At 46.1% G+C, this 22,749-nt stretch carries 25 protein-coding genes; 12 read left to right on the forward strand and 13 right to left on the reverse strand.

Annotated elements, in window-relative coordinates; translation table 11 throughout:
• Positions 1-46 precede the first annotated feature (46 nt).
• From KRP56_02565 to KRP56_02580, 4 genes are read right to left on the reverse strand one after another with little or no spacing between them, the layout of a single operon-like run.
• Positions 47-694 (reverse strand): histidinol phosphate phosphatase domain-containing protein, encoded by a 648-nt coding sequence (locus KRP56_02565; GenBank protein ID UAL08150.1) that lies wholly within the window; start codon positions 692-694, stop codon positions 47-49.
• Complete coding sequence (gene hisIE / locus KRP56_02570; GenBank protein ID UAL08151.1) at positions 691-1,293, reverse strand: bifunctional phosphoribosyl-AMP cyclohydrolase/phosphoribosyl-ATP diphosphatase HisIE; 603 nt, start codon at positions 1,291-1,293, stop codon at positions 691-693. The genes KRP56_02565 and hisIE overlap by 4 nt, the downstream gene beginning before the upstream one ends.
• The gene (hisF, locus tag KRP56_02575; protein UAL08152.1) at positions 1,290-2,042 is read right to left on the reverse strand and encodes an imidazole glycerol phosphate synthase subunit HisF; all 753 of its coding nucleotides are present in this window, start codon (positions 2,040-2,042) and stop codon (positions 1,290-1,292) included. Before hisF ends, hisIE begins: the two co-directional genes overlap by 4 nt.
• Complete coding sequence (locus tag KRP56_02580) at positions 2,043-2,594, reverse strand: imidazoleglycerol-phosphate dehydratase (protein ID UAL08153.1); 552 nt, start codon at positions 2,592-2,594, stop codon at positions 2,043-2,045.
• Between the two features lie 492 nt (positions 2,595-3,086).
• On the opposite strand from KRP56_02580, the gene KRP56_02585 reads away from it, so the two are divergent.
• Positions 3,087-3,953 carry an ATP-binding cassette domain-containing protein gene (locus tag KRP56_02585; GenBank protein ID UAL08433.1) on the forward strand — a complete coding sequence of 289 codons (867 nt, stop codon included), beginning with the start codon at positions 3,087-3,089 and terminating at the stop codon, positions 3,951-3,953.
• Positions 3,950-4,711 (forward strand): ABC transporter permease, encoded by a 762-nt coding sequence (locus KRP56_02590; GenBank protein UAL08154.1) that lies wholly within the window; start codon positions 3,950-3,952, stop codon positions 4,709-4,711. Before KRP56_02585 ends, KRP56_02590 begins: the two co-directional genes overlap by 4 nt.
• Positions 4,712-4,781: 70 nt before the next feature.
• Here the strand turns inward: KRP56_02590 and KRP56_02595 are convergent, their stop codons facing one another.
• A complete protein-coding gene (locus tag KRP56_02595) occupies positions 4,782-5,411 on the reverse strand; it encodes a precorrin-8X methylmutase (GenBank protein ID UAL08155.1) in 630 nt (209 codons plus the stop codon).
• Between the two features lie 114 nt (positions 5,412-5,525).
• On the opposite strand from KRP56_02595, the gene cbiD reads away from it, so the two are divergent.
• The 9 genes from cbiD (at position 5,526) to KRP56_02640 (ending at position 16,079) form a co-directional block, all read left to right on the forward strand.
• Positions 5,526-6,656 carry a cobalt-precorrin-5B (C(1))-methyltransferase CbiD gene (gene cbiD / locus KRP56_02600; protein UAL08156.1) on the forward strand — a complete coding sequence of 377 codons (1,131 nt, stop codon included), beginning with the start codon at positions 5,526-5,528 and terminating at the stop codon, positions 6,654-6,656.
• Positions 6,656-7,705 (forward strand): cobalamin biosynthesis protein, encoded by a 1,050-nt coding sequence (locus tag KRP56_02605; GenBank protein UAL08157.1) that lies wholly within the window; start codon positions 6,656-6,658, stop codon positions 7,703-7,705. Before cbiD ends, KRP56_02605 begins: the two co-directional genes overlap by 1 nt.
• Positions 7,702-9,681, forward strand: coding sequence for a precorrin-6A reductase (gene cobK / locus KRP56_02610; protein UAL08158.1), 1,980 nt, complete (start codon positions 7,702-7,704; stop codon positions 9,679-9,681). Before KRP56_02605 ends, cobK begins: the two co-directional genes overlap by 4 nt.
• Complete coding sequence (locus KRP56_02615) at positions 9,678-11,030, forward strand: cobyrinate a,c-diamide synthase (protein UAL08159.1); 1,353 nt, start codon at positions 9,678-9,680, stop codon at positions 11,028-11,030. The genes cobK and KRP56_02615 overlap by 4 nt, the downstream gene beginning before the upstream one ends.
• Positions 11,031-11,851: 821 nt before the next feature.
• On the forward strand, positions 11,852-12,766 hold the full coding sequence (locus tag KRP56_02620; GenBank protein UAL08160.1) for a hypothetical protein: 915 nt from the start codon (positions 11,852-11,854) through the stop codon (positions 12,764-12,766).
• Positions 12,753-13,538: a hypothetical protein gene (locus tag KRP56_02625; GenBank protein UAL08161.1), complete on the forward strand. Its 786-nt coding sequence runs from the start codon at positions 12,753-12,755 to the stop codon at positions 13,536-13,538. The genes KRP56_02620 and KRP56_02625 overlap by 14 nt, the downstream gene beginning before the upstream one ends.
• Positions 13,531-13,887, forward strand: coding sequence for a hypothetical protein (locus KRP56_02630; protein UAL08162.1), 357 nt, complete (start codon positions 13,531-13,533; stop codon positions 13,885-13,887). The genes KRP56_02625 and KRP56_02630 overlap by 8 nt, the downstream gene beginning before the upstream one ends.
• A 309-nt stretch (positions 13,888-14,196) precedes the next feature.
• Positions 14,197-14,367, forward strand: a complete 171-nt coding sequence (locus KRP56_02635) for a hypothetical protein (GenBank protein UAL08163.1) — start codon at positions 14,197-14,199, stop codon at positions 14,365-14,367.
• A 50-nt stretch (positions 14,368-14,417) separates the two neighbouring features.
• On the forward strand, positions 14,418-16,079 hold the full coding sequence (locus tag KRP56_02640) for an InlB B-repeat-containing protein (protein ID UAL08164.1): 1,662 nt from the start codon (positions 14,418-14,420) through the stop codon (positions 16,077-16,079).
• 164 nt (positions 16,080-16,243) lie between these two features.
• Here the strand turns inward: KRP56_02640 and hisA are convergent, their stop codons facing one another.
• The 8 genes from hisA to KRP56_02680 all read right to left on the reverse strand — a co-directional run bounded on the left by hisA (position 16,244) and on the right by KRP56_02680 (position 21,950).
• Complete coding sequence (gene hisA / locus KRP56_02645) at positions 16,244-16,957, reverse strand: 1-(5-phosphoribosyl)-5-[(5-phosphoribosylamino)methylideneamino]imidazole-4-carboxamide isomerase (GenBank protein UAL08165.1); 714 nt, start codon at positions 16,955-16,957, stop codon at positions 16,244-16,246.
• Positions 16,954-17,553, reverse strand: coding sequence for an imidazole glycerol phosphate synthase subunit HisH (hisH, locus tag KRP56_02650; protein ID UAL08166.1), 600 nt, complete (start codon positions 17,551-17,553; stop codon positions 16,954-16,956). The genes hisA and hisH overlap by 4 nt, the downstream gene beginning before the upstream one ends.
• On the reverse strand, positions 17,550-18,605 hold the full coding sequence (hisC, locus tag KRP56_02655) for a histidinol-phosphate transaminase (GenBank protein UAL08434.1): 1,056 nt from the start codon (positions 18,603-18,605) through the stop codon (positions 17,550-17,552). Before hisC ends, hisH begins: the two co-directional genes overlap by 4 nt.
• Complete coding sequence (gene hisG / locus KRP56_02660) at positions 18,605-19,456, reverse strand: ATP phosphoribosyltransferase (GenBank protein ID UAL08435.1); 852 nt, start codon at positions 19,454-19,456, stop codon at positions 18,605-18,607. Before hisG ends, hisC begins: the two co-directional genes overlap by 1 nt.
• Before the next feature lie 85 nt (positions 19,457-19,541).
• On the reverse strand, positions 19,542-19,964 hold the full coding sequence (locus tag KRP56_02665) for a hypothetical protein (GenBank protein UAL08167.1): 423 nt from the start codon (positions 19,962-19,964) through the stop codon (positions 19,542-19,544).
• A complete protein-coding gene (locus KRP56_02670) occupies positions 19,961-20,170 on the reverse strand; it encodes a type II toxin-antitoxin system Phd/YefM family antitoxin (GenBank protein UAL08168.1) in 210 nt (69 codons plus the stop codon). Before KRP56_02670 ends, KRP56_02665 begins: the two co-directional genes overlap by 4 nt.
• 178 nt (positions 20,171-20,348) lie before the next feature.
• Entirely contained in the window at positions 20,349-21,410 is a 1,062-nt protein-coding gene (asd, locus tag KRP56_02675; GenBank protein ID UAL08169.1) for an aspartate-semialdehyde dehydrogenase, read from the reverse strand.
• 237 nt (positions 21,411-21,647) lie between these two features.
• Positions 21,648-21,950, reverse strand: coding sequence for a chorismate mutase (locus tag KRP56_02680; GenBank protein ID UAL08170.1), 303 nt, complete (start codon positions 21,948-21,950; stop codon positions 21,648-21,650).
• A 214-nt stretch (positions 21,951-22,164) separates the two neighbouring features.
• On the opposite strand from KRP56_02680, the gene KRP56_02685 reads away from it, so the two are divergent.
• Positions 22,165-22,608: a regulator of amino acid metabolism, contains ACT domain protein gene (locus KRP56_02685; protein ID UAL08436.1), complete on the forward strand. Its 444-nt coding sequence runs from the start codon at positions 22,165-22,167 to the stop codon at positions 22,606-22,608.
• Positions 22,609-22,749: the final 141 nt, after the last annotated feature.

The raw sequence follows: 22,749 nt of genomic DNA on the forward strand, positions 1-22,749 counted from the left end.
TAAGAATATGATTGGAAAGTGTTTATTTCAATAGGTTTTGTAATTCTCAAAGATGTCTGATGAGTTCGTAAGGAGTGACCTGAATGGCCTTCTTTGCTTCTTCTTTGGTGAGTCCGGCACCCAATGCTACTGTCCACGCGGCCTTCTCATCCATGAGATTTTCTGGTGCATGCGTGTCTGAATTGATGACCATCATGGCACCTGCTTTCCTTGCCATGTTCACTACATGTCCGTTGGTGATGTTGTGTCCCATCCTCCCCGTTATCTCAAGTACGACGCCGTTCTTGGCTGCGATCTCAGCCTCTTCTAGCGTTATGAATCCAGGATGTGCCAGTATATCGATATCAGGGTTTTCGACCGAGGCCCTGTTGGTTCCAGGCATCACCGGTTCGGTTACTGTTTCTCCGTGAACGACTATCCATTCCGCCCCATAATATCTCGCTTTTTTTGCTATCTCAGCGATCTTGTTGGGAGGTACATGGGTGATCTCCACTCCTGGAATGACTTTGATATAATCTTCACAGAGGTCGATTGCTTTTACTATATTGGTGACCACGAATTCTACATTCGTCACATCAACATGGTCCGTTATGGCAATGGCATCGTGTCCTAGGTCCATCGCCCTTCTTACAAGTTCGGAGGGTATAAGCTCCCCGTCACTGAATATCGTATGTGAATGAAGGTCAACTCTCATTGTCTCCTCTCCGCCAATTTCTCATATGTCTTTGACAGATCTATGTCCTTGTCGACTATTGCGACCATTGTGTGGTAGATCATGTCTGCTAGTTCTCCGGCGATCTCGTCTTCCTTATCGTCCTTTATCGCAAGTACGAATTCAGTGGATTCTTCCACGATCTTCTTGCACATCTTCGTCTCGTCTTTGAACAATTTGCATGTGTAACTCTCATCCGAAGGGTTCTCTTTGCGGTCCCTGATCACTCTCAGAAGTTCGGGGAGTATCTCGGCAGTACGTTCCGGATTGCCCTGTATGGTCTTATAGAAACAGGACGGGGCGCCAGTATGGCATGCGACGCCTGTTTGTTCCACACGTACTAGGAGGGTATCGTCATCGCAGTCTGTTTGGATCGAGACTATCCTTTGGACGTGTCCGGATTCCTCGCCTTTCTTCCAGAGTTTCTGTCTGCTTCTTGACCAGAAGTGCGTGTATCCTGTTGTCTTCATGAGTTCGAAGGCCTCTTCGTTGGCCCATGCGACCATCAGGACCTCATTCGTCTTGTAGTCTTGAACGATCACAGGTATCAGTCCCTTCTCATCGTATACGAGTTCGGTCATCTTACAGGGACCCCCATGTCCTTGAGATATTCCTTCACTTCTCCAACTGTGTGTTGGTTGTAATGGAATATCGATGCCGCAAGTGCAGCCGAGGCGTTGGTTTGTGCAAAGACATCGTATATGTGTTCGATGGTTCCGCATCCTCCGGAAGCGATCACAGGTATGCTGACCTCTTCCGCTATCACTCTGGTAAGCGGTATATCGTATCCGTTCTTCACGCCGTCGCAATCCATGGAGGTGAGCAGTATCTCTCCCGCACCCAGGTCCTCTGCTTTTTTTGCCCAATCTATGGCATTCAAGCCTGTGGACCTTGTCCCTCCGTGGGAGAAGACCTCCCAGTGGTCGCCGACACGTTTGGCATCTATCGCCACCACTACGCATTGGCTTCCGAATTTGCTTGCTGAATCGGTTATGATGTTAGGATTTGCGATCGCTGCTGAGTTGACTGAGACCTTGTCGGCTCCTGCGGAAAGAGCATCATGCATGTCCTGTGCGGTCCTTATGCCTCCCCCGACGGTAAGTGGCACGAAGACCCTCTTAGCTGTCTCTTCCACCATATCTAACATGGTCTGTCTGGATTCCAGTGATGCAGTGATGTCCAGGAAGGTTATCTCGTCTGCTCCTTGTTTGCTGTATTCCTCTGCAAGGTCAGGAGGGTATCCCATGTCCTTAAGATTTTGAAAGTTTACACCTTTCACTACTTTTCCGTTCTTTACATCCAGACATGGAATGATCCTTTTCGTGAGCATTCACTTCACCTTCACGCTGTCTTTGGTGCTGAGCTCCGTGTCCCTCGGGACGACAGCGGTCTTGAGTGCGGTTCCCATTGTCTTGAAGGAAGCCTCGATGATGTGGTGCTCATCGAATCCTCTGATCTGCAGTATGTGCAGTGTCATCCCCGCGGACATCGCGAAACTTCTGAAGAAGTGGTGGTATAGCGGATCGGGGCAGTCGATCTCAGCATACGGGCGGTCCACTATGTCAAGGGATGTCATTATGAGGGCATCATCCATGGCCAGCGTTGAAGTGGCCATTCTGGTGATCGGTGTTGTTCCGAGCGCCTGCTTGAATGCTTGTCCCAGAGTGATGGCTACATCTTCGATGAGGTGGTGTTCGTTATCTCCAGACGCATCCATCTTTATGTCGAACGATGCATATCTTGCGAGGGTCTCCACCATGTGTTTGAGGAATTGAACGTCGGTCACGACATCGAAATTGCCCTTACCGTCAATGTTCAGCTCTATGGAGACCTTGGTCTCCCTGGTGCTGCGTTCTATCTTTGCTGCCCTTTTTACTGTCATGATAACAAGATTGAGTACGGCATGGCTATATAAAAACAATATTCTCGTGTGTGTTTATATGGATAGAAATTGTTTGTTCATTTGTTGATTCATTGTATTTGCATGGGGTGGGTGATCTGGTAATTCTAAACTTTTTATTGTTTGATTAGTTATCATATTACAGCCATATAATGTGGAATATTTCACAAAAATATGACGTAATTATGTGATATATTGCACATTTTTATAATATAATTTCAAATTCTCACGAGAATGAGGCCCATGAAATTCTATGAGTTCTTAGCAATTAAACGCAGAATCGTTGTGTGTTGTCTTTAAGCGGGCAAATCACAGGAACTTGGATACGCCGTGGAAGGGGAGGGGGAGGGCAAGAGAATCATTGATGCAATAGATGCAACAAAAAAATCAGATCGGTCTTAGATACAATTAATTTATGATTTTTGAGGTAAAGTTATAATTTTGAGCTGTTATAGGTGTCTGAGCGGATTCAATATGTCGAGCATTATAGAGGCCAAGGGACTTGTGAAAAGATTTGGTGATTTTATAGCCGTGGACGGTGTATCCATCACAGTCGAAAAGGGCGAGATATTTGGATTTCTCGGACAGAATGGTGCGGGCAAGACAACGACCATTCGCATGTTGACAACACTTTTGAAGCCTGATGAGGGCACGATCGTGATCGGTGGGCATGATGCCTCAAAAGAACCGATGGAGGTCAAGAGCATGATAGGTATATGTCCTCAGCATATCAGTCTCGACAAGGACATATCGCTCTATGAGAACATACGTTATAAATCGATGCTTCTCGGAATGTCAAAGAAAGATGCAACAGCTCGCATAGAAGAATTGACGGAACTCATGGGCCTGGAACCGTACATGGATAGGATAGCGTACAATCTTTCAGGCGGTTGCAAGAGGAAGGGAGTGATAGTTTGTTCCATTTTGCATCAACCGAAGGTCCTGTTCCTAGATGAACCGACCTCCGGCCTAGATACCCAGTCAAGGCATTTACTTTGGGAATTGATACGCATTTTGAAGGAAAAAGGTACGACCGTGATCTTGACAACCCATTACATCGAAGAGGCGGAGGCACTAAGTGACAAGATCGCAATAATCAGTCATGGAAAGATCGTGTTGGAAGGCACCCCTGATGAACTGTGCCACAATATAGGGAAATGGACCGTTGAGTACATAGATGAGAATGAGGTCAGATGTTTCAAGTATTTCAATGAAAGAAAGGAGGCGTCTGAGTTTTTCGATACATGTGGTGACCCTGAAAGGACACTGCTCAGGAAGACCCATTTGGAGGATGTTTTCCTGGAGACCACTGGAAGAGACAATTTCCAGGAGGATGCATGAATTCTGTCTCGAGGTTCCTGGTATACTCATATCGTGTATCCTGGGGGGACCTTTGCGCAATAAAAAGGACCATGTTGTCCATTCTTGTGACATGTCTCGTCATACCGATATTGTACCTTGTCGGTTTCGGATATGGTCTGGGCAGTGGTATGACCGTCGAGGGTTACGACTACGTGGCATTTCTTTTTCCAGGTATAATTGCTATGACAACTCTCACTGCATGTTTCACTTTCACTTCTTCGAAGATAACAATTCAGAAGTCATTTTACAAATGTATCGATGAGATGCTTCTTTGCCCCATCCCTATATCTTCGATGGTCGTCGGTAAGGCCATCATGGGAGTGATACGCGGGCTGCTGAGTTGTACAATATTGATAGTAATGGCAACGCTGGTTTCTGACGATTTCCGTCTTTCGTTATCATTGGTATTGGTTGTTATACTCTGTTGTTTTGTATTTTCATTCCTGGGTGTTGCTACCGGGCTGATAGCAAGGAACCATACCGACGTGACCTTGTTCAGCGGGTTGATAATAACGCCGATGACGTTCCTCTGCGGAACTGTATTCTCTTTGCAGGCATTGCCACAGGCGGTCAGGTACGTGGTGGATGCTCTGCCTCTCACGCACGCTGTGAACGTAATAAGGGCGTTATCGTTGGGACAGGAGTTCCCATGGGCGTCATTGGCTGTAATTCTGGGATTCGGGATAGCATTCTATTCGATCGCATATTACATCATAAAAAGAGGGAACATATCGTGAAGAAGGAGTTTTCACCGCGAGGTTGGAAAGAATAAAATTGCCGTCCGTGTGACGGACGGCTGTCAAAAGATCAAACTTCGTCTTTGTAGTAAAGCATCGCGTTGCAGATGGTGGCAGCTATATTGCTTCCGCCCTTCCTTCCGCGTGCGATGATGTGTGGGGTATTAGTCTTCATGATGAGGTCCTTTGATTCGATGACATTCACGAATCCAACGGGCACACCTATTATCAATGTGGGCTTGAGGCCTTCTTCCCTGATGAGTCTTTCAAGTTCCAATAGGGCTGTGGGTGCATTTCCAACAGCGAATATCACAGGCTTTTTGAGTTTTGCTCCTTTTTCCATGCAAACTGTGGCCCTGGTGCATCCTCTTTCTTTCGCATCATTGACAACATCGTCATCGCTGATGAAACAGTGGACCTCTCCACCATATTGTTTCAACTTTGTTTTGTTGATCCCGGCAGCGGCCATCTTTGTATCGGTGACTATGTCAGCTCCGGTTCTCAAGGCTTTTATGCCGATCTGTACTGCATTTTTTGAGAATACCAGATTGTCGTAGTAATCAAAATCTGCTGAAGTGTGTATACATCTTTTCAGAACAGATAACTGAGGTTCAGGAAGTGTTCTTTCTTCCAATTCCTTGGTGATGATCTCCATGCTCCTTTTTTCAATGTCCTCAGGTTTTATTATATCGAATGTCATTTTTTATTTCTCCAGAATCTTTATCCTCTGTCAAACGGTACTGTACGATAGTAACGCTAAATAGTAGAGGTTGCACCAACTATATAAGTTGGCTGATATATCCAAGTTGATGTCATGATGGACGACGATAGAATATTTGTCGAGGGTAAAGAATTAAGGTGCGGATATACAACTGGCACATGTGCAGCGGCAGCATCGAAGGCCGCATCCATTATGCTTTTAGGCGGAGACAGGATAAATTCCGTTGTTATCATCGTACCCAGTGGAAAAGAATTATGTCTAGGTATAGAAGATATAACGATAACCAACGATCAAGTGATCTGCGCTGTAAAGAAGGACGGCGGAGATGATATAGATGTCACGGATGGCACATTGATATATTCCGCGGTCAGAAAGAGGGATGACGGGAAGATCATTCTAGACGGTGGTGAAGGGGTCGGCAGGGTCACAAGAAAAGGACTTGATCAACCAATCGGTAATGCCGCTATAAATCGTATTCCCAGATCAATGATATTGGAAGCTATGAACGATGCTGCCGAATCCTTCGGTTGGAAGGGAGGGTTGGAAGCAACGATCCAAGTACCAGACGGTGCAGAGATAGCTAAAAGAACGTTTAACCCCAATCTGGGTATTGTTGGTGGAATATCCATACTCGGCACGTCGGGTATTGTCAGACCTATGAGCGAGAAGGCCCTGGTAGATACGATAAGGACCGAAATGAGGATGTATTTTGCAGAAGGTCACAGGTATCTGCTTTTCGTTCCCGGTAATTATGGGCAGGATTATTCTGATAATATGGACGACATAGGTTCTGCAGTGGCCGTCAAGATAAGTAATTTCTTGGGTGAATCTTTGGATTATGCGGTTGAACTAGGGGTGGAAGGTATCCTTTTGGTCGGTAACATCGGCAAGCTCGTCAAGGTCGCTGGAGGAATAATGAACACCCATTCTAGAAATGCGGATTGCAGGATGGAGATACTGTCTGCGTATACTGTGGTGGCAGGCGGGGATGCAGACACTGCCAGAAAGATAATGGACGCGGTCACCACCGAAGCAGCGCTGGATATTCTGAAAGAAGCAGGTCTGATGAATAAGGTGATGTATTTATTGGCGGAGAGAATAGAGTTCCACATGATGCACCGTGTGGGCGGTAAGCTGAAGGTCGGTGCGGTCATGTTCTCTTCCACTTATGGAAGATTATGCGAATCGGGCAATGCCTCCGATATCATGAAGGAGTTGATGTGATGCATGTTATGATAGTGGCCTTCACGGTCAAAGGTTGTCAGACCGCAAAGAGGGTTGCCGAGGTTTTGGAGGGCGATCGTTGCGAGATATTCTCGAAGACGACGGCCGATGTTAAAGACACAAAGAAGGTCCAAGTACCTTTGGTGGACTGGACAGGCAATGCGATGGCCTCCTCGGATGCATTGATATTCGTGGGTGCGACCGGAGTGGCGGTTAGGATGATCGCCCCGTACATCAAGGATAAGAAGAAGGACCCCGCGGTAATATGCATGGATGACACAGGGAAATTCGTCATATCCCTTCTGTCAGGACATGTAGGAGGTGCCAACCGTCTGACAAGCAAGATCGCTCAAGGTATCGGAGGCATACCTGTCATAACTACTGCGACAGATGTCAATGGTAAGTTCGCTGTCGATGTATTCGCAGTTGAGAACGGTATGAAGTTCAGAGGCAAGGCATTGGCCAAGGAGGTCTCTGCGAGGATACTGGACGGGAAGGACGTATACTTCGAGTCGGAGTTCTTTGTGGATGGTCTGGTTCCTTCTGAGCTAAAGGAGAAGGACGAGGGGGATTTGGGTATACTAATATCTTCGAAGTTCTTCCCGATGCTTCCCTTTGATAGAACGTTGGTCCTCATTCCCAAACATTATGTCGTGGGCATAGGTTGCAGGAAAGATATCCCATGTGAGAATGTCAATATTCTGTTCTGCAAAGTGCTCAGAGAGATGAATATAGCGTTCGAGAGTGTCAGACTTATTGCGAGCATAGATCTCAAGAAGAATGAGCCAGCGATAAAGAAGTTGAGTGAAGATTTCGATATTCCGACAGTTTTTTACACATCGGGTGAACTCAACGATATCGACTATAATGGGTTCACAAGATCGGAATTTGTCAAATCCGTTACGGATGTGGACTGCGTATGTGAGAGGGCAGCAGTAAAGGCATCCAAGAGTGGAGACCTCATATGTAGGAAAGTGGCGCTGAACGGAGTTACCATTTCCATTGTGCAAGAGGAATATATCGTTAAATTCAATGAGGGTGGAAAATGAATGGTGTTCTGATATTTGCTGGTACGACCGAAGGAAGAAGATTGACCGAATACCTTGGTTCTAATGGTGTCAAGGTCCACTCCTGTGTGGTCACTGAATATGGACGTGCTTTGATAACCGAGAATGATAACATAGAGATCTCGTCTGACCGGCTGGGAATGGATGGCATGTGCAGATTGATGAAGGAATATCCTCTCGTCATAGATGCAACCCATCCTTATGCGGTCATCGTCACTGAGCACATCAAAGAAGCTTGTTCGAGCACAGGTGCCGAGTATGTTCGTCTTTTAAGGCCAGAAGGGGTTCACAATGACAATCTTATAATTGTGCCAGATATAGATTCTGCAGTGGAATATCTGAAAGATAAACCAGGAAATATCTTTGTGACCACCGGGAGTAAAGAAGCCTCGAAGTACACACCGATAAAAGATAGGGTCTTCGTTCGCGTCCTGCCGAATGTGGACAGTCTCAGGAAATGTAATGAGGCTGGATTCGAAGGTAAGAATATCATATGCATGCAGGGTCCCTTCACCGAAGAATTGAATTATGGTATGCTGAAGCAGATCGATGCAAGGTACATAGTGACCAAGGATTCAGGTCAGCCCGGTGGATTCGGAGAGAAAGTGTCTGCTGCGAGAAAGGCAGGTGTTAAGATAATACTTGTCGGAAGGCCAACCGAAGAATGCGGTTTGTCATTCGATGAGACAGTTTCAATGCTGAGTAAAAGATTTGGCATCACAGACAGATGCGATGATGTAAGGTCAAAACGTGAACTTTTCATCGTCGGTATTGGGATGGGGACACCTGAAGGACTTACTGTAGAGGCACGTGATGCGATATTGTCTTCCGATCTTATCGTAGGTGCAAAGAGGATGATAGAGTCCGTCGGGCAGACTGGAAGCGACATACTGGAAGAGTATCTCACGGACAAAGTGCTCGCACATCTGAAAGACCATCAAGAATACAGACACATTGCGGTACTTGTATCCGGCGATGTGGGATTCTACAGTGCGGCAAAGAAATTGATACAGGGGGCCGACCGTGATGAATACGATGTCAAGATCATATGCGGCATATCTTCCATGGTATACCTCTGCGGAAGGCTTGGAACATCATGGGATGATGTGCATCCCGTCAGTGCCCACGGCCGTGAGATCAATATCGTCGGAGAGGTCAAGAGACATCACAAGGTATTCTCTTTACTCCAGGGTTCCGAGGGAGCTACATCGATGTGCTCGCTGTTGATAGAATATAACATGGATGATGTCAAAGTTACAATAGGACAGGACCTTGGAAGTTCCAGAGAGAGGATATTTTCAGGACATCCTTCGCAGGTAATGGGCATGGTGGATTCCGAGTTGTGTGTGGCCTTGATCGAGAATCAGAATCACACTACAGAGAGCATAATCGGTCTGTCCGATGAGGAGTTGATACGCGGTGATGCCCCGATGACAAAGTCAGAGGTAAGGGCGTTGTCCGTAATAAAGCTCAGATTGAATGAGGACTCCATCGTATATGATGTCGGTGCAGGAACAGGTTCTGTTTCCGTCGAGATGGCCTCGGTCGCAGTATCTGGGAAGATCTATGCGATAGAGAAGGAAGAGGTCGCTTCTTCCCTCATAGAGCAGAATCGTAAAAAATTCAAAGTTCCCAATCTAATGATAGTAAACGGATTTGCACCCGAGACACTCGAGGAGCTTCCTGTACCCACACACGTATTCATTGGCGGGTCGTCTGGTAATTTGAAACAGATATTGGAATGCATATTGGGCAAGAACCCTTCTGTGCGCGTAGTGATCAATTCAGTGACCTTGGAGACAATATCTGAGACCATGGAATGCATAAAGGAGCTCGGTCTCATAGAAGAGGATACCGTATGTATCAATGTATCTAAAGGAAAGAAGATAGGAAGATATCATCTTATGACGGCACAGAATCCAGTGTACATAACTACGTGCAGGGGACCTGGGCAATGATACTTCCGAGGATAATGATAACAGCACCTGCGAGCGGCAGCGGTAAGACGTTGATAACCTGCGGGATACTCCAGGCTTTGGTTAATAGAGGTTTGAAAGTTTCTTCATTCAAGTGCGGTCCGGATTATATCGATCCTATGTTCCACAGCAGAGTGATAGGGACGCCTTCCAGGAATCTAGATCCTTTTTTCACTGACGACAATCTCACCAGATATCTGTTCTCAAGGTCTGCGGAAGGACAGGACATATCCGTCATAGAAGGCGTAATGGGTTTCTACGACGGTCTGGGGATTGTGACCGACAGAGGTAGCACTCATGACGTTTCACAAAGGCTTTCGTGTCCTGTGATACTCGTCGTCAATTGCAAAGGTGCGAGTCTTTCGGTCGTTCCTGTGATCAAAGGATTCATGGAGTTTAGGCAGAACAATATCAAGGGCGTCATATTGAACAACATGTCCGAGTCTGTCTACAGAGAGGTATCCAAGTTCATAGAGAAGGAACTGAATGTAAAGGTCATAGGATATGTACCAAAGGTTTCGGAACTTGTACTTGAAAGCCGTCATCTGGGACTTTGCCTTCCAGGTGAGATAGATAATCTCAAGGACAAATTGAACAAGCTTGCTTCAGTGTTCGAGGATACGATGGATCTAGATCTTCTGATAAGATTATCTCAGGATGTTCCTGAGCTTTCCTACGATGCACCCAAGATAAGAAGGATCGATGGCACTGTAAAGATAGCTTTAGCGGATGATGAGGCCTTCTGTTTCACTTACGAGGATAATATCAAGATGCTTCAGGAGTGCGGTGCGGAGATAGTTCGTTTCTCTCCGATACATGATAAAAAACTACCCGATGGCGTTCAAGGAGTGATATTCTCAGGAGGTTATCCTGAGCTTCATGCCAAAGCCCTTTCCGATAATACTGGCATGATAGAGGATGTTAGGAAGAAGATATCGGCAGGACTTCCATGTATGGCAGAATGCGGAGGTTTCATGTATCTGCACAGAGAGATAGAGGATTCGGAAGGAATAATGCATCCAATGGTCGGTATAATCGATACGAAGGTCGTCAATATGAAGAGGCTCAATCGTTTCGGATACATTAAATTGGAATCAAAAGGCGGTTCCCAGATACTTCCCGAAGGTTGTGTGATCAAAGCCCATGAATTCCATTACTGGGATAGTGATGATTGCGGGGACGATTGTATTGCTGAGAAGACGAATGGAAAAAGGTATGGATGCATGCACCTTGAGAATGATATGGTGGCAGGATTCCCGCATTTGTATTATTATTCCAATCCGGATGTGGCCTACAATTTCTTGAAGTTGTGTTCAAGTAGATGGCTTTGATATATTTATTCGGCTGAATATTTTGGATTTTTACAAATTTTTCGTATGAATATTTTTGTAAATTAATGCGTATCGCAGGCATTAAGCAGATTTAGCATTCATAGTTAATGCATGTTCAAGGAAAGAGACTCGAAATTGAAGGTTAGGAACTCGTTAAGATTCAATCATCAGTCAACAGGCATTCTCTAGTTTCTTTGTGTATAGAGAAAACAATAGATGACCTCTACGGAATATTCGAGGATCAATCGTAATTTTCAGTAATGGAATTATACCCTATAAAGAGAACTTAAGTTCTTTGCAGGATCTAGGTTTTTAATATTTTTTGGGGGTTATTGACGTCTAGGGTATATAATGTCTTTGAAATACATGACTTTATACGGATGAGTATGTGCTTTTAATTCAGAATCTAAAATATAATTTTTTCAGTTCGTATGATTTTTCTTCTACACTATATAACAGTATATCTATGATTTGTGAGTTCTTGTGATATCATACTGGCATTAAAAAATAATTAGGTATTATTTTTGAATGTCATGTAATTATGAAATTACATTTTTATTGTCCTGGCTATCTTTGATTTAAGAAATGGACATAATTAGGTAGATTAATATATAAATGATTCGAATCTTGTATATAGGGATGGAGAAATAACGAGATGGAATCAATAAGATAATAGTTGGTCTGCAAGTGACTCTGTTGGCGTTGTCCAGAGAGGGCGCTGTTTACGAAAAATATTTACGTTTACCGTTAGTAAAAAGCATGCGGTATGCACGCATTAGGCGTGTAAATGTCACCATCTCGTGTATTCGGGAGGATCAGAGATGAACATTAAAAAAAGAAAATCATTGATGGCTACTATGGTAGTCATCACGATGCTGGCAGTACTCGCTGCTGGAGTTTATGCATCTGAGGATAACGATGTCGATGCGATAGAGATTTCCTCAACTGCTTATACCTTCAGTGGCGTCAGTCTGGATACCAGTACGAATACGATCACGGGTAATGTGACGCCAATCAGTGGTAGTGTGGGATCTAACACAAAACTATTGGTCACCTTTAATTATTTGGAAGGCAGCGTCAATCGCTCGATCAGTAGTCAGTTTGCAGTTAGCGATCTTGGAAGTAGCGGAACGTTTAATGTTTCTGCAGCATCTTCCGGTACATTACAATCTGTTACTCTTCGTGTGTTTGACGGGGCATCATTCATTCTTGGAACTACATCTACATACGGATATTATTTCCACTCGGCAGTTGGCCAGACCGTTTATAACATCGTCGCAACGGTGACTAACGGTACAATGACGCCTGCGGGATACAACAGCGTAGTATCTGGAAATTCTATAACAACGGCACTGTCTTCCAGTTCTGGCACTGTCCAGTACACTCTGGCCGGTACAGATGTATCCGGTCTTGTCGTGGGTGACAGCCTTACCGCAGGTGCTTTGACGACCACAGGTTCCGTTGTCGATATCTACACGGTAGAGACAACAGACTGGACGGTCACGACGGCGATTGCGACAACCAACGGAATAAGCAACTACAACGTCATCTTCAGCTCCGTGTCCTTGGAAATCGAGGCCAACGGAATCGACGAACTCAAGACTACAACGTCATCTTCAGCTCCGTGTCCTTGGAAATCGAGGCAGATCTTACGATCACTGTCGACGAACTCAAGACATACGACGGCACTGTCTTCCAGTACACAGACTGGCCGGTACGGTCTTGTCCGGTCTTGACAGCCTTACCGCAGGTGCTTTGACGACCACAGGTTCCGTTGTCGATATCTACACGGTAGAGACAACAGACTGGACGGTCACGACGGCGATTGCGACAACCAACGGAATAAGCAACTACAACGTCATCTTCAGCTCCGTGTCCTTGGAAATCGAGGCGGCAGATCTTACGATCACTGTCGACGAACTCAAGACATACGACGGCACTGTCTTCCAGTACACTCTGGCCGGTACAGATGTATCCGGTCTTGTCGTGGGTGACAGCCTTACCGCAGGTGCTTTGACGACCACAGGTTCCGTTGTCGATATCTACACGGTAGAGACAACAGACTGGACGGTCACGACGGCGATTGCGACAACCAACGGAATAAGCAACTACAACGTCATCTTCAGCTCCGTGTCCTTGGAAATCGAGGCGGCAGATCTTACGATCACTGTCGACGAACTCAAGACATACGACGGCACTGTCTTCCAGTACACTCTGGCCGGTACAGATGTATCCGGTCTTGTCGTGGGTGACAGCCTTACCGCAGGTGCTTTGACGACCACAGGTTCCGTTGTCGATATCTACACGGTAGAGACAACAGACTGGACGGTCACGACGGCGATTGCGACAACCAACGGAATAAGCAACTACAACGTCATCTTCAGCTCCGTGTCCTTGGAAATCGAGGGCAGATCTTACGATCACTGTCGACGAACTCAAGACATACGACGGCACTGTCTTCCAGTACACTCTGGCCGGTACAGATGTATCCGGTCTTGTCGTGGGTGACAGCCTTACCGCAGGTGCTTTGACGACCACAGGTTCCGTTGTCGATATCTACACGGTAGAGACAACAGACTGGACGGTCACGACGGCGATTGCGACAACCAACGGAATAAGCAACTACAACGTCATCTTCAGCTCCGTGTCCTTGGAAATCGAGGCGGCAGATCTTACGATCACTGTCGACGAACTCAAGACATACGACGGCACTGTCTTCCAGTACACTCTGGCCGGTACAGATGTATCCGGTCTTGTCGTGGGTGACAGCCTTACCGCAGGTGCTTTGACGACCACAGGTTCCGTTGTCGATATCTACACGGTAGAGACAACAGACTTGTCGACAACCAACGGATGACAGCCGTGTCCTTGGAAACGGCACAATCTTACGATCACTGTCGACGAACTACATACGACGGCACTGTCTTCAGTACACTCTGGCCGTGTATCCTTGTCACGGTAGAGACACACGATCTACACTGACAACGACGGTCAAGACACGACGGCACTGTCTTCCAGTACAACGTAACGTAAGTAACAACGTCATCTTCAGCTCCGTGTCCTTGAAATCGAACAGACTGTACAGATCTTACGATCACTGTCGACGAACTCAAGTACGACGGGGTGACAGTACACTCTGGCCGGTACAGATGTATCCGGTCTTGTCGTGGGTGACAGCCTTACCGCAGGTGCTTTGACGACCACAGGTTCCGTTGTCGATATCTACACGGTAGAGACAACAGACTGGACGGTCACGACGGCGATTGCGACAACCAACGGAATAAGCAACTACAACGTCATCTTCAGCTCCGTGTCCTTGGAAATCACCCCACAATAGGGGGCAGTGTTACCGGAGGAGGGTCCAAAGCAAGCGGATCTTCCGTAACATTGACGGCAGTTGCAAATGCTGGATACAAGTTTGTCAGTTGGAATGACGGCACTACAACCGCTACCAAGACATTCATAGTGACCAGTAATGTGACGTATACCGCAACATTCGTAAAGGCACAGTACACCATAACTTTCGACTCTGCCGGAGGTTCTGCCGTATCGAGCATAACTGCGGATTACGGTACATCTGTAACGGCACCCGCAGATCCGACCCGTGAAGGATACACTTTCACAGGATGGTCTCCAGTGGTGCCGACGACGATGCCTGCGAGTAACATCACATGCGTTGCACAATGGGAGATCAATACGTATACGGTAACTCTCGTTGCTGGTACTGGAGGTACGGTCCTCGGACAGGGTACATATGACTATGGAACCTCTGTTAGAATACTTGCGACCCCTGGTAGTGGATATGTATTCACCAGTTGGTCCGATGGCGGTGCAATGACCCATGATATTACAATCACGGGTGATGTTACACTGACGGCGACATTCAAGGCGGTTCAGGGAACAACATACACAATAACCGTGGATTCTGGAACAAATGGAAGTATCGTTGGTAATACTACGATCGAATCGGGTACGTCTGCTATATTCTATATCTTAGCCGATACAGACTATATTGTGACAAATGTTACCATTGATGGAATTTCTGTGGGTACCATGGGTTCATACACATTCTCGAATGTGACTGCGAACCATAGCATATCTGCTACGTTCGATTATTCGAACGGAGCAACCACAGAGGTGGACAAAGAGGGTAACGTTACAGAGAATATTGTGACCGTGATCGGAACAATCACGGAAACTGTCTCCAGGACTACACTTGTTGATGGTTCCACGGATATGCTTGTGAATATCGTAGACACATCTAACGGAGTTGAGACTACTGCGTTTAATAATGGTACCGAGACATCGGTCATTACAACAATCACAGTAGATTCGACGTCTGAGAGCGGTGTATCTGTTTCGTTCGTAGATGATTTTGTGATGGATGCTGCATTGGCTCAGGCTGCAACAGCAGCCGCAGCAGCTGGAATAGAAGATCCGAACCCTGTTGTCGAGATATCAGTCATATCCGGTTCTAGAACAGATGAGCGGTGCGTTGTCGAAATGTCCTTGGATTCCATGAAGAGCATCGATGATGCTTCTGCAGAGGTCGAAATAGTATCGGATAACGGTACCATGACACTCGATAGCGATGTGGTATCCACATTGGCTGCAGGAGAAGGAGACACAGTCTCACTGACCATCGGATTCGCATCAAAGGATGACCTGAATGAAAAGCAGAGGGAAGCGGTCGGAGATAATACGATCATTGAACTTTCTGCTACCGTGGGTACGACTGCAGTTTATGATTTGGGTGGAACGGTAACGATAACCATCCCATATATCCTGAAGGCAGGAGAGGACCCGGCCAATATCCAGATATGGTATCTTGATGATAACGGAAATATCGAGACGTTTAGTGCAGTATACGATTCAGTCACAGAAACTGTTTCGTTCACGACTACTCACTTCTCATATTATGCCATAGCATTCACTACAGATTCAGAGTCCATATCTATTTGGATCTATGTCGCTGTAATAGTGATTGTTCTGATTTTGGTGTGCATCGTTGGATATTACTTCGGAGTTGTCAAGAAAAGGGCGATATAAATGGAATAAACTTATTTAAAGGGCCTTCGGGCCCAACTTTTTTTAAATCTTAACCAAGCAAAATGAGGAGTGCATCTTCTTTTAATATCGATTCTTGCTTGATAGTTAATGTAAATGGGATGTTATTGGTTGATGTTTTTGAAGTTTGAATTTGAAAAAGAGGTTTAACTTTCCCATGGTTTTTCCCATTCCCATGGTCTGATGATATTGGTGTATATCGCAAGACCGACAATGGCCGCTTCTGCGCCCGCATTGCTCAGGATTTTTACATCCTTCTCCGTTGTAACACCGCCTGAGGCGATCACATTGCATGGGCAGCGTGATATGAAATCTCTGGCTTGCTTTTCGTTGATCCCTTTCTTCTGTCCTTCAACATCGACATTGGTATTGAGGACCGCAGCGAGTGGAAGGTCCTTTATGAGATTGAACATCTTTTCTAAAGAAAGATCTGAATTCTCCTGCCATCCTTTGATGGCGATTTTTCCGCCTTTTGTATCAAGGCCGAGGACTATCTTGTTTGGGAATTTGTATGCCATTTCCGCAAGCCATTCAGGCTCCTTCACAGCCTTGGTGCCTAAGATGACCCTATCTACGCCTGCAGATAGTAATTCTTTGATGGTGGCTTCGGAACGGATGCCTCCTCCGACCTCTACTGGCACATCGCATTCGCGTGCTATCTTTTTGAAGACCTCGATGTTGCTGCCTTTATCGAATGCTCCGTCCAGGTCAACCAGATGCAGATATGGGGCATCCTTGTATGTCCATTCCAAAGCGGTCTCGAATGGGTCGGGAAGGACTATCTGTTGACTTCCTGGCACTCCTCCGACTAGTTGTACTACTTTATGATCTAGCACATCAACGGCGGGTATGACTATCATATCCTGTCCTCCGCAAAGTCAATAAAATGACTGATGAACTCCAATCCGGAGTCACCGCTTTTTTCTGGGTGGAATTGTGTGCCATAGCAGTTGTTCTTTCTGAAGAATGAGGGGAACATCGTTCCTTCGTATTCGGTTCTCCCTACAATAACTGAGAGGTCCGTTGCATCACAGTAGTAGGAATGGGCGAAGTAGAAGTATTTGTCATCGATCCCGTCCATGAGGATATCGTCGGTGTCCACAAGGTTCCATCCCATATGAGGGACCTGTTTTGCTTTAAGTTTCACGACCTTACCAGGAAAGAATCCTAGGCCAGGAGATGTGCCTTCGCTACTCGATTCAAACAATATCTGTGTTCCGATACATATCCCGAGAGCAGGCACTCCTGCTTCCAAGCGTTCGCGTATCTGCTCACGGTAGGGAATTAATTTCTCCATGGTTTTGTCGAATGCCCCCACACCAGGGAATACGATGCATTTCGCATCGAGGAGTTTGCTCATATCTGTTACCACGGTAACAGCTGTACCGTTCTTTTCCAGTGCTTTTTTTATGGAATGCAGGTTTCCGACCCCATAATCTGCCATTGTGATCCTCATTTGCATTCCTCCAATACCTCAGTTATCTTACCGAGCATTATCTTGTTGAGTTCTTCTGTGCCGACGGTCATCCTCACGCAGTTCTCTGTTCTGCGTTTGCTGCCGAAATCCCTTATCAAGACGCTTTTCGCTTTAAGTTTGGAGACCATCACAGAGTGGTCTATCGGGCATTTCGCGAGTATGAAATTAGCATCAGAGTGATATGGTTCGAAGCCCAATCTCTTGAGTTCCTTTGTGAGTTTAGGTCTCTGCTCGGTTACCATATCTACGCTTCTTTTGATGAACTCTTGGTCCTTCACAGCGGCTATCGCGGCATGTTCACATATCTTGTTCAACGAATAAGGTATCTTGACCGAGTTCATCATGTCTGCGACATCAAGGTTGGTTGCTGCATATCCTACTCTCAATCCTGCCATCGCATATGCTTTTGAGAAGGTTCTGAGGACAATTAGATTTTCAAATTCGTTGACCTTCTTGATCATCGAACCCTTCGGTGCGTATTCAACATACGCTTCGTCCACGATGACGATGCCTTTGAATTTAGATAGGATTTCTTCCATGTCCTTGTGTTTGAAGATGTTACCTGTGGGATTGTTAGGTGATGGCATGATGGCGATCTTTGCTTTGGATTTCAATATGCCATCGACGTCTAGTTGGAAATCGTCAGTGAGGTCGACCTCTACGGGTTTTCCTCCGTTCATGTTGACGAAGTAGTCGTAAAGTGTGTATGAGGGGATAGGTACGACACAGTCATCACCCCATTCGGTAAAGGTCTTGAAAGACACGTCCAGCATTTCATCTGAACCATTTCCTGCAACGAAGTTCTCGGTTTCTAGGTCGTACAATTCTGCAAGAGCAGATCTTAGACCATCGGAATATGTGTTGGGGTATCCTTCAAGGTCCTCGTGCATTTCGGCAAGATATTTGGATGCAGCCGGATTCGAACCGAGGACGTTGGTGTTCGTGTCCATTCTGAGCTCATTGTTGAGTTTTGGATTGTAGTACTTCTGGAAACCGCGGGTTGAACTTCTCATGATTTCCCTGGATACCATCATTCCACCAGCCTGTCAATGGATACGGTGAGGATGCCGGTGGCTCCCAGTTTTTTGAGTTTGTTTATTATTACGAACATCTCGCTTGATTTGATTACTACCTGTACCGCTACCATCTTGGTGTTTCCGGAGATCTCCATTATTGTGGCCCCGTCGATGCCTGGAAGGAGCACCTGTACTTCCGGTAGTTTATTCTTCGGTACGTTGGCCATAAGGTATTTCTTGTCTTCTGCGGCGATGACACTCTTTATGGATTCGACGACATCGTCGATCTGACCTTGGACGGCAGGGTTGGTTTTCAAGGATGTGAATATGGCGGCCTGGGAGTCCAGTATCTTGCATACTTCCACCATCCTGTTGATTTTGAGTGTGGAACCCGTGGCGACAAGGTCGGAGATCATATCGGCAACGCCGAGGTAGGGCATTATCTCTGCCGCACCAGATACTTCGACTATCTCCACTTTCTTGTGTTTGGAGTCAAAGAACTTCTTTGTCACATTCGGGAAAGATGTCGCGATGCGCGATCCGTTAGGAATATCCTCGACACCTTTGATCCCGGAGGTCTCAGGAGCTGCAATAGAGAGACGGCAAATTCCGAATTCAAGTTCGGAGATCTTTTTCAGAGGATATCCAGCTTCTGCTACCATATCCTCTCCTGTTATTCCGAAATCGATGGCTCCAGCGCTGATGAATGCAGGTATGTCCTGTGCGCGGACGAACAGGACCTCCAGGTCCTGGTCCTTCGCGGTGACATATAGTCTCCTACCCCAATCCTCGCCTAGGTCAATTCCTGATTTTGTAAGGAGTTCTACGGCTCTTTCGTTGAGTCTTCCTTTGTTTGGGATTCCCAGTTTGACAGTCATCTTTCGGCCTCTTGATAGTTTTTGTATAAAAGAGGGGTTTAATAAGTTTATCCGCGCGTGAAAAACATAGATATCAGTCTCTTTTCTTTGAAAGTTGAGCCATAATTTCTTTAGGTCTCATTGCTGGCACATTTGACCCTTTGAAGTCATCGACATTATTCGTCGCTATCACGTCCGCCTTTCCTTCTTCTGCCGATACCGATAGCATAGTGTCATTCAATGACATCTTGGAATTGAAGGCAGACAGGAATAGCTCTTCGTGGGGCACAGGCAATACACCTAGTATGAATGCAATTTCGGAGACAATATCCCTGGCTTTTTGAGTATCTGCGATCTCTGTTGTTATGCGATTTATGTCGATGAAGGTAGGCAGCATGGTATATCCTTCTGCTTTTCCATCAGCTATAGCATCCAACAATTTGGATGATTCATCATATCCAGGATATCTTTTCATGAGAACATCCATAAGCACATCCTCCGAGAATGCAATCTTCATAATGTCTCTGTTCCTTCTTCTGTGAATTCTTTGCTATCGATGGATAATGAACCAGATATCTTTCTCAGGGATTCTTTTTTTCCATTTACTGTTCCGCTGAGTTTGGCGAACACATCCCCATGCTTCATTATGTAAACATCTTCTTTTGCGCAAAGGTCGAGATATTTTCCAATGTTCTGTCTGAAATCGGTTGATGTGACGTACATAGTGGTGTATATGTATTTTAATATTAAAATTATACGTATAAATTAGATATTAAAATACGTATATTTGTATTATAAAAATATAATTGATATTGTCTGGCACATTAAACTTAAATTTTAATAAAAGTGAACAGTTTTTGAAAAGTATGTGCGGCCGGAATGGTACCGGCCGCTTTGATTTTTAAATGAGTTTCTTAGCTTTTGCAAGCTCTGCGTTGAGGACAGAACCTCCGGCGCCGCCTCTTATGGTGTTGTGGGAAAGTACGAATGCTTTGTAATATCCGTTGCTTTCTCTGATCCTTCCCACTGTGGAGGCCATTCCCTTCGCCCTGTCCGGTGTTCCGGCCATGGCATCGAATACAGGCTGAGGTCTGTTCTCTTCGCTTCTGACGATTATCGGCTGTTCAGGTGCCGACGGCAGTTTGAGCTTCTGTGGTTCTCCGCGGAAGTTCACGAGGGTCTTTTTGAAGTCCTCCAATGAGGGATGTTCCTTCATATCTAAGACAAGCGATTCGAGATGGCCGTCTATAACTGGTACTCTGGCACAGTTGGCCATGACCTTGAAGTTGGCATATTTGAACTCCCCCTTCTCGTACGTTCCGAGCATCTTTGCAAGTTCGGTCTCCATCTTTTCTTCTTCGTGGCTAATGAACGGTATGACGTTACCCACCGCATCGAGCGACGGTACACCGGGATATCCAGCGCCAGAAAGTGCTTGGTATGTCGATACGAAGACCTGATTCAGTTCGTAGGCGTCGTTGAGCGCTTTGAGAGGTATCGCGATCCCGGTACTGGAACAGTTGGCGTTGGTGACTATGTAACCTCCGTCCTTGTATGTGTCCTGGTCCTTGACGGAATCGTACTGGGCCCAGTTTATCTCTGGAATTATTATCGGGACATGTTTATCCATTCTGTGGGAACCGGCGTTGGTGAACACAGCCACACCTTTCTGTGCTAGTTCTGTTTCTGTAGGTCCTGCGAGTTCCGACGGGATACCGGAGAACGCGATCCTGCAGTTCTTTGAGATCTTGGATAGGTCCATCGTTTCGATCTTGCTTTCCACAGTCTCTTCCTTGTAGACATGGTCCCTCACTTTCAGGACGTCGCCTAGTCTCTTTCCGTCAGATCTTTCGGAGGCGTAAAGCCCCTCTATCTCGAAATACGGATGGTCCTCGAGCATCTGGACGAATCTTTGGCCGATCATCCCGGTGGCCCCGAGCACTGCAACCTGAATCTTGCTCATTGTCTTTTGCTCCTTTCAATTGGGTTGTTGCACGCAACGAAGGGGTAGTATTAAAAACATGGTCATGGGATTCTCAGAAAATCTACGAAATCAGGAAGGGGTTTAAAAATAAGGTTCCATAAATCGTATAGTTCGGAATCAAATGCCATTTTCTTTTGAAAGTGCGGAATCAGTAATGGATACTATTTGAAATTGAAAATATGCGCAAATGGTTTTTGGTTTAAGTGGTTTTGATGATCACTGGATGCCGTAGAGGTGTTTCTGCCTTTCTTTCGAGATGTTAAGGATGACCTCTGCGATCATGCGTGCTTCTTCCTCGGAAAGACTTACCTCTTCGCAGAGTTCGTGGTATCTGTCGATGACCTCGCGCTCCTTGTCCTCGTCCCAGTATTTCTGACCTGCATGTTTCTTTGCCTTCGCTAATTCGTCAGCGATCTCCATGCGTGTGGAGATGAGGTCGATTATCTCCTCGTCTATCTCCTCGATCTGTTCTCTGAGTTCCTTCGTGTTTGACACGGTTATGCACCTGTACAATGGCATCACGGCATTTTTGATATAAAGGGTTTCCTTCCCTTGAAAGTGTTCTGTTTTTCTATATTCGAGATGAAATAGGTGTAGAGGATAGGTTTACGGGTTCATTTTTTCGATATGTTACGGCGAATGGCCAAATGATTTAAACGGACAGAGCGTTCACCGGTACATGGATCGTATCCACCAGTTGCTCAGACAGTACCCTTCGCAGGAGAAGGTGGCGATGGTGATGCTCCGCCACGGGATCAGCGTCAGAGATGGTAAGGCATACTGCGGTCCTATCGAGCAGTCGGATGCGGCTATCGCAAGGGCGGCGGATGTTGACCATAGGGTCGTCCGTTCTGCGATAACGAGGATCGATACCACGCCTGGACTGTCGGCGATATTCTCCAAGGTCAGGCCTACGCTGTTGATGTCCGATATGGCGCCGGAGATAGGCTGTTCGACGATCGAGATAATCCCAACGGATGCTTCTAAACCTGGGATATTGGCGGAGACGATGGGCGTGATCTACAAACAGGGTCTCACTGTCAGGCAGGCTGTCATCGATGATCCTGGGAACAGGATGGAATCCCATCTCATCGTTGTGGTGGACGGGGAGATCCCTTCGTATGTGATACCGTTGATAAAGGGTTGCAGCGGTGTGGCGAGTGTAATTATCAGATGAGTGTGTGTTGATGTGTATCATGAAGATGCATTCCAGAAGACCGTATCACTTTGATGTTTACTACTATAATATAACTAAGAAATGCACTTAATCTTTTTATAGTTGCAAATCATAGACGACCTCTGTACATTGGCCATACAT

It is taken from the genome of Candidatus Methanogranum gryphiswaldense (assembly GCA_019262145.1).
Lineage (GTDB): Archaea > Thermoplasmatota > Thermoplasmata > Methanomassiliicoccales > Methanomethylophilaceae > Methanogranum > Methanogranum gryphiswaldense.

Coding starts and splice junctions, on each gene's coding strand:
- KRP56_02665 (UAL08167.1), bottom strand. CDS start 19,964: ATGAAGATTGCATTCTCGGAGGATGTGCTTATGGATGTTCTCATGAAA.
- KRP56_02580 (UAL08153.1), bottom strand. CDS start 2,594: ATGACAGTAAAAAGGGCAGCAAAGATAGAACGCAGCACCAGGGAGACC.
- KRP56_02605 (UAL08157.1), top strand. CDS start 6,656: ATGCATGTTATGATAGTGGCCTTCACGGTCAAAGGTTGTCAGACCGCA.
- KRP56_02615 (UAL08159.1), top strand. CDS start 9,678: ATGATACTTCCGAGGATAATGATAACAGCACCTGCGAGCGGCAGCGGT.
- KRP56_02565 (UAL08150.1), bottom strand. CDS start 694: ATGAGAGTTGACCTTCATTCACATACGATATTCAGTGACGGGGAGCTT.
- hisIE (UAL08151.1), bottom strand. CDS start 1,293: ATGACCGAACTCGTATACGATGAGAAGGGACTGATACCTGTGATCGTT.
- hisC (UAL08434.1), bottom strand. CDS start 18,605: ATGGTATCCAGGGAAATCATGAGAAGTTCAACCCGCGGTTTCCAGAAG.
- KRP56_02685 (UAL08436.1), top strand. CDS start 22,165: ATGGTGATGCTCCGCCACGGGATCAGCGTCAGAGATGGTAAGGCATAC.
- hisA (UAL08165.1), bottom strand. CDS start 16,957: ATGATAGTCATACCCGCCGTTGATGTGCTAGATCATAAAGTAGTACAA.
- cbiD (UAL08156.1), top strand. CDS start 5,526: ATGATGGACGACGATAGAATATTTGTCGAGGGTAAAGAATTAAGGTGC.
- KRP56_02670 (UAL08168.1), bottom strand. CDS start 20,170: ATGTACGTCACATCAACCGATTTCAGACAGAACATTGGAAAATATCTC.
- KRP56_02585 (UAL08433.1), top strand. CDS start 3,087: ATGTCGAGCATTATAGAGGCCAAGGGACTTGTGAAAAGATTTGGTGAT.
- KRP56_02590 (UAL08154.1), top strand. CDS start 3,950: ATGAATTCTGTCTCGAGGTTCCTGGTATACTCATATCGTGTATCCTGG.
- KRP56_02620 (UAL08160.1), top strand. CDS start 11,852: ATGAACATTAAAAAAAGAAAATCATTGATGGCTACTATGGTAGTCATC.
- hisH (UAL08166.1), bottom strand. CDS start 17,553: ATGAGGATCACAATGGCAGATTATGGGGTCGGAAACCTGCATTCCATA.
- KRP56_02680 (UAL08170.1), bottom strand. CDS start 21,950: ATGCCATTGTACAGGTGCATAACCGTGTCAAACACGAAGGAACTCAGA.
- cobK (UAL08158.1), top strand. CDS start 7,702: ATGAATGGTGTTCTGATATTTGCTGGTACGACCGAAGGAAGAAGATTG.
- asd (UAL08169.1), bottom strand. CDS start 21,410: ATGAGCAAGATTCAGGTTGCAGTGCTCGGGGCCACCGGGATGATCGGC.
- hisF (UAL08152.1), bottom strand. CDS start 2,042: ATGCTCACGAAAAGGATCATTCCATGTCTGGATGTAAAGAACGGAAAA.
- KRP56_02595 (UAL08155.1), bottom strand. CDS start 5,411: ATGACATTCGATATAATAAAACCTGAGGACATTGAAAAAAGGAGCATG.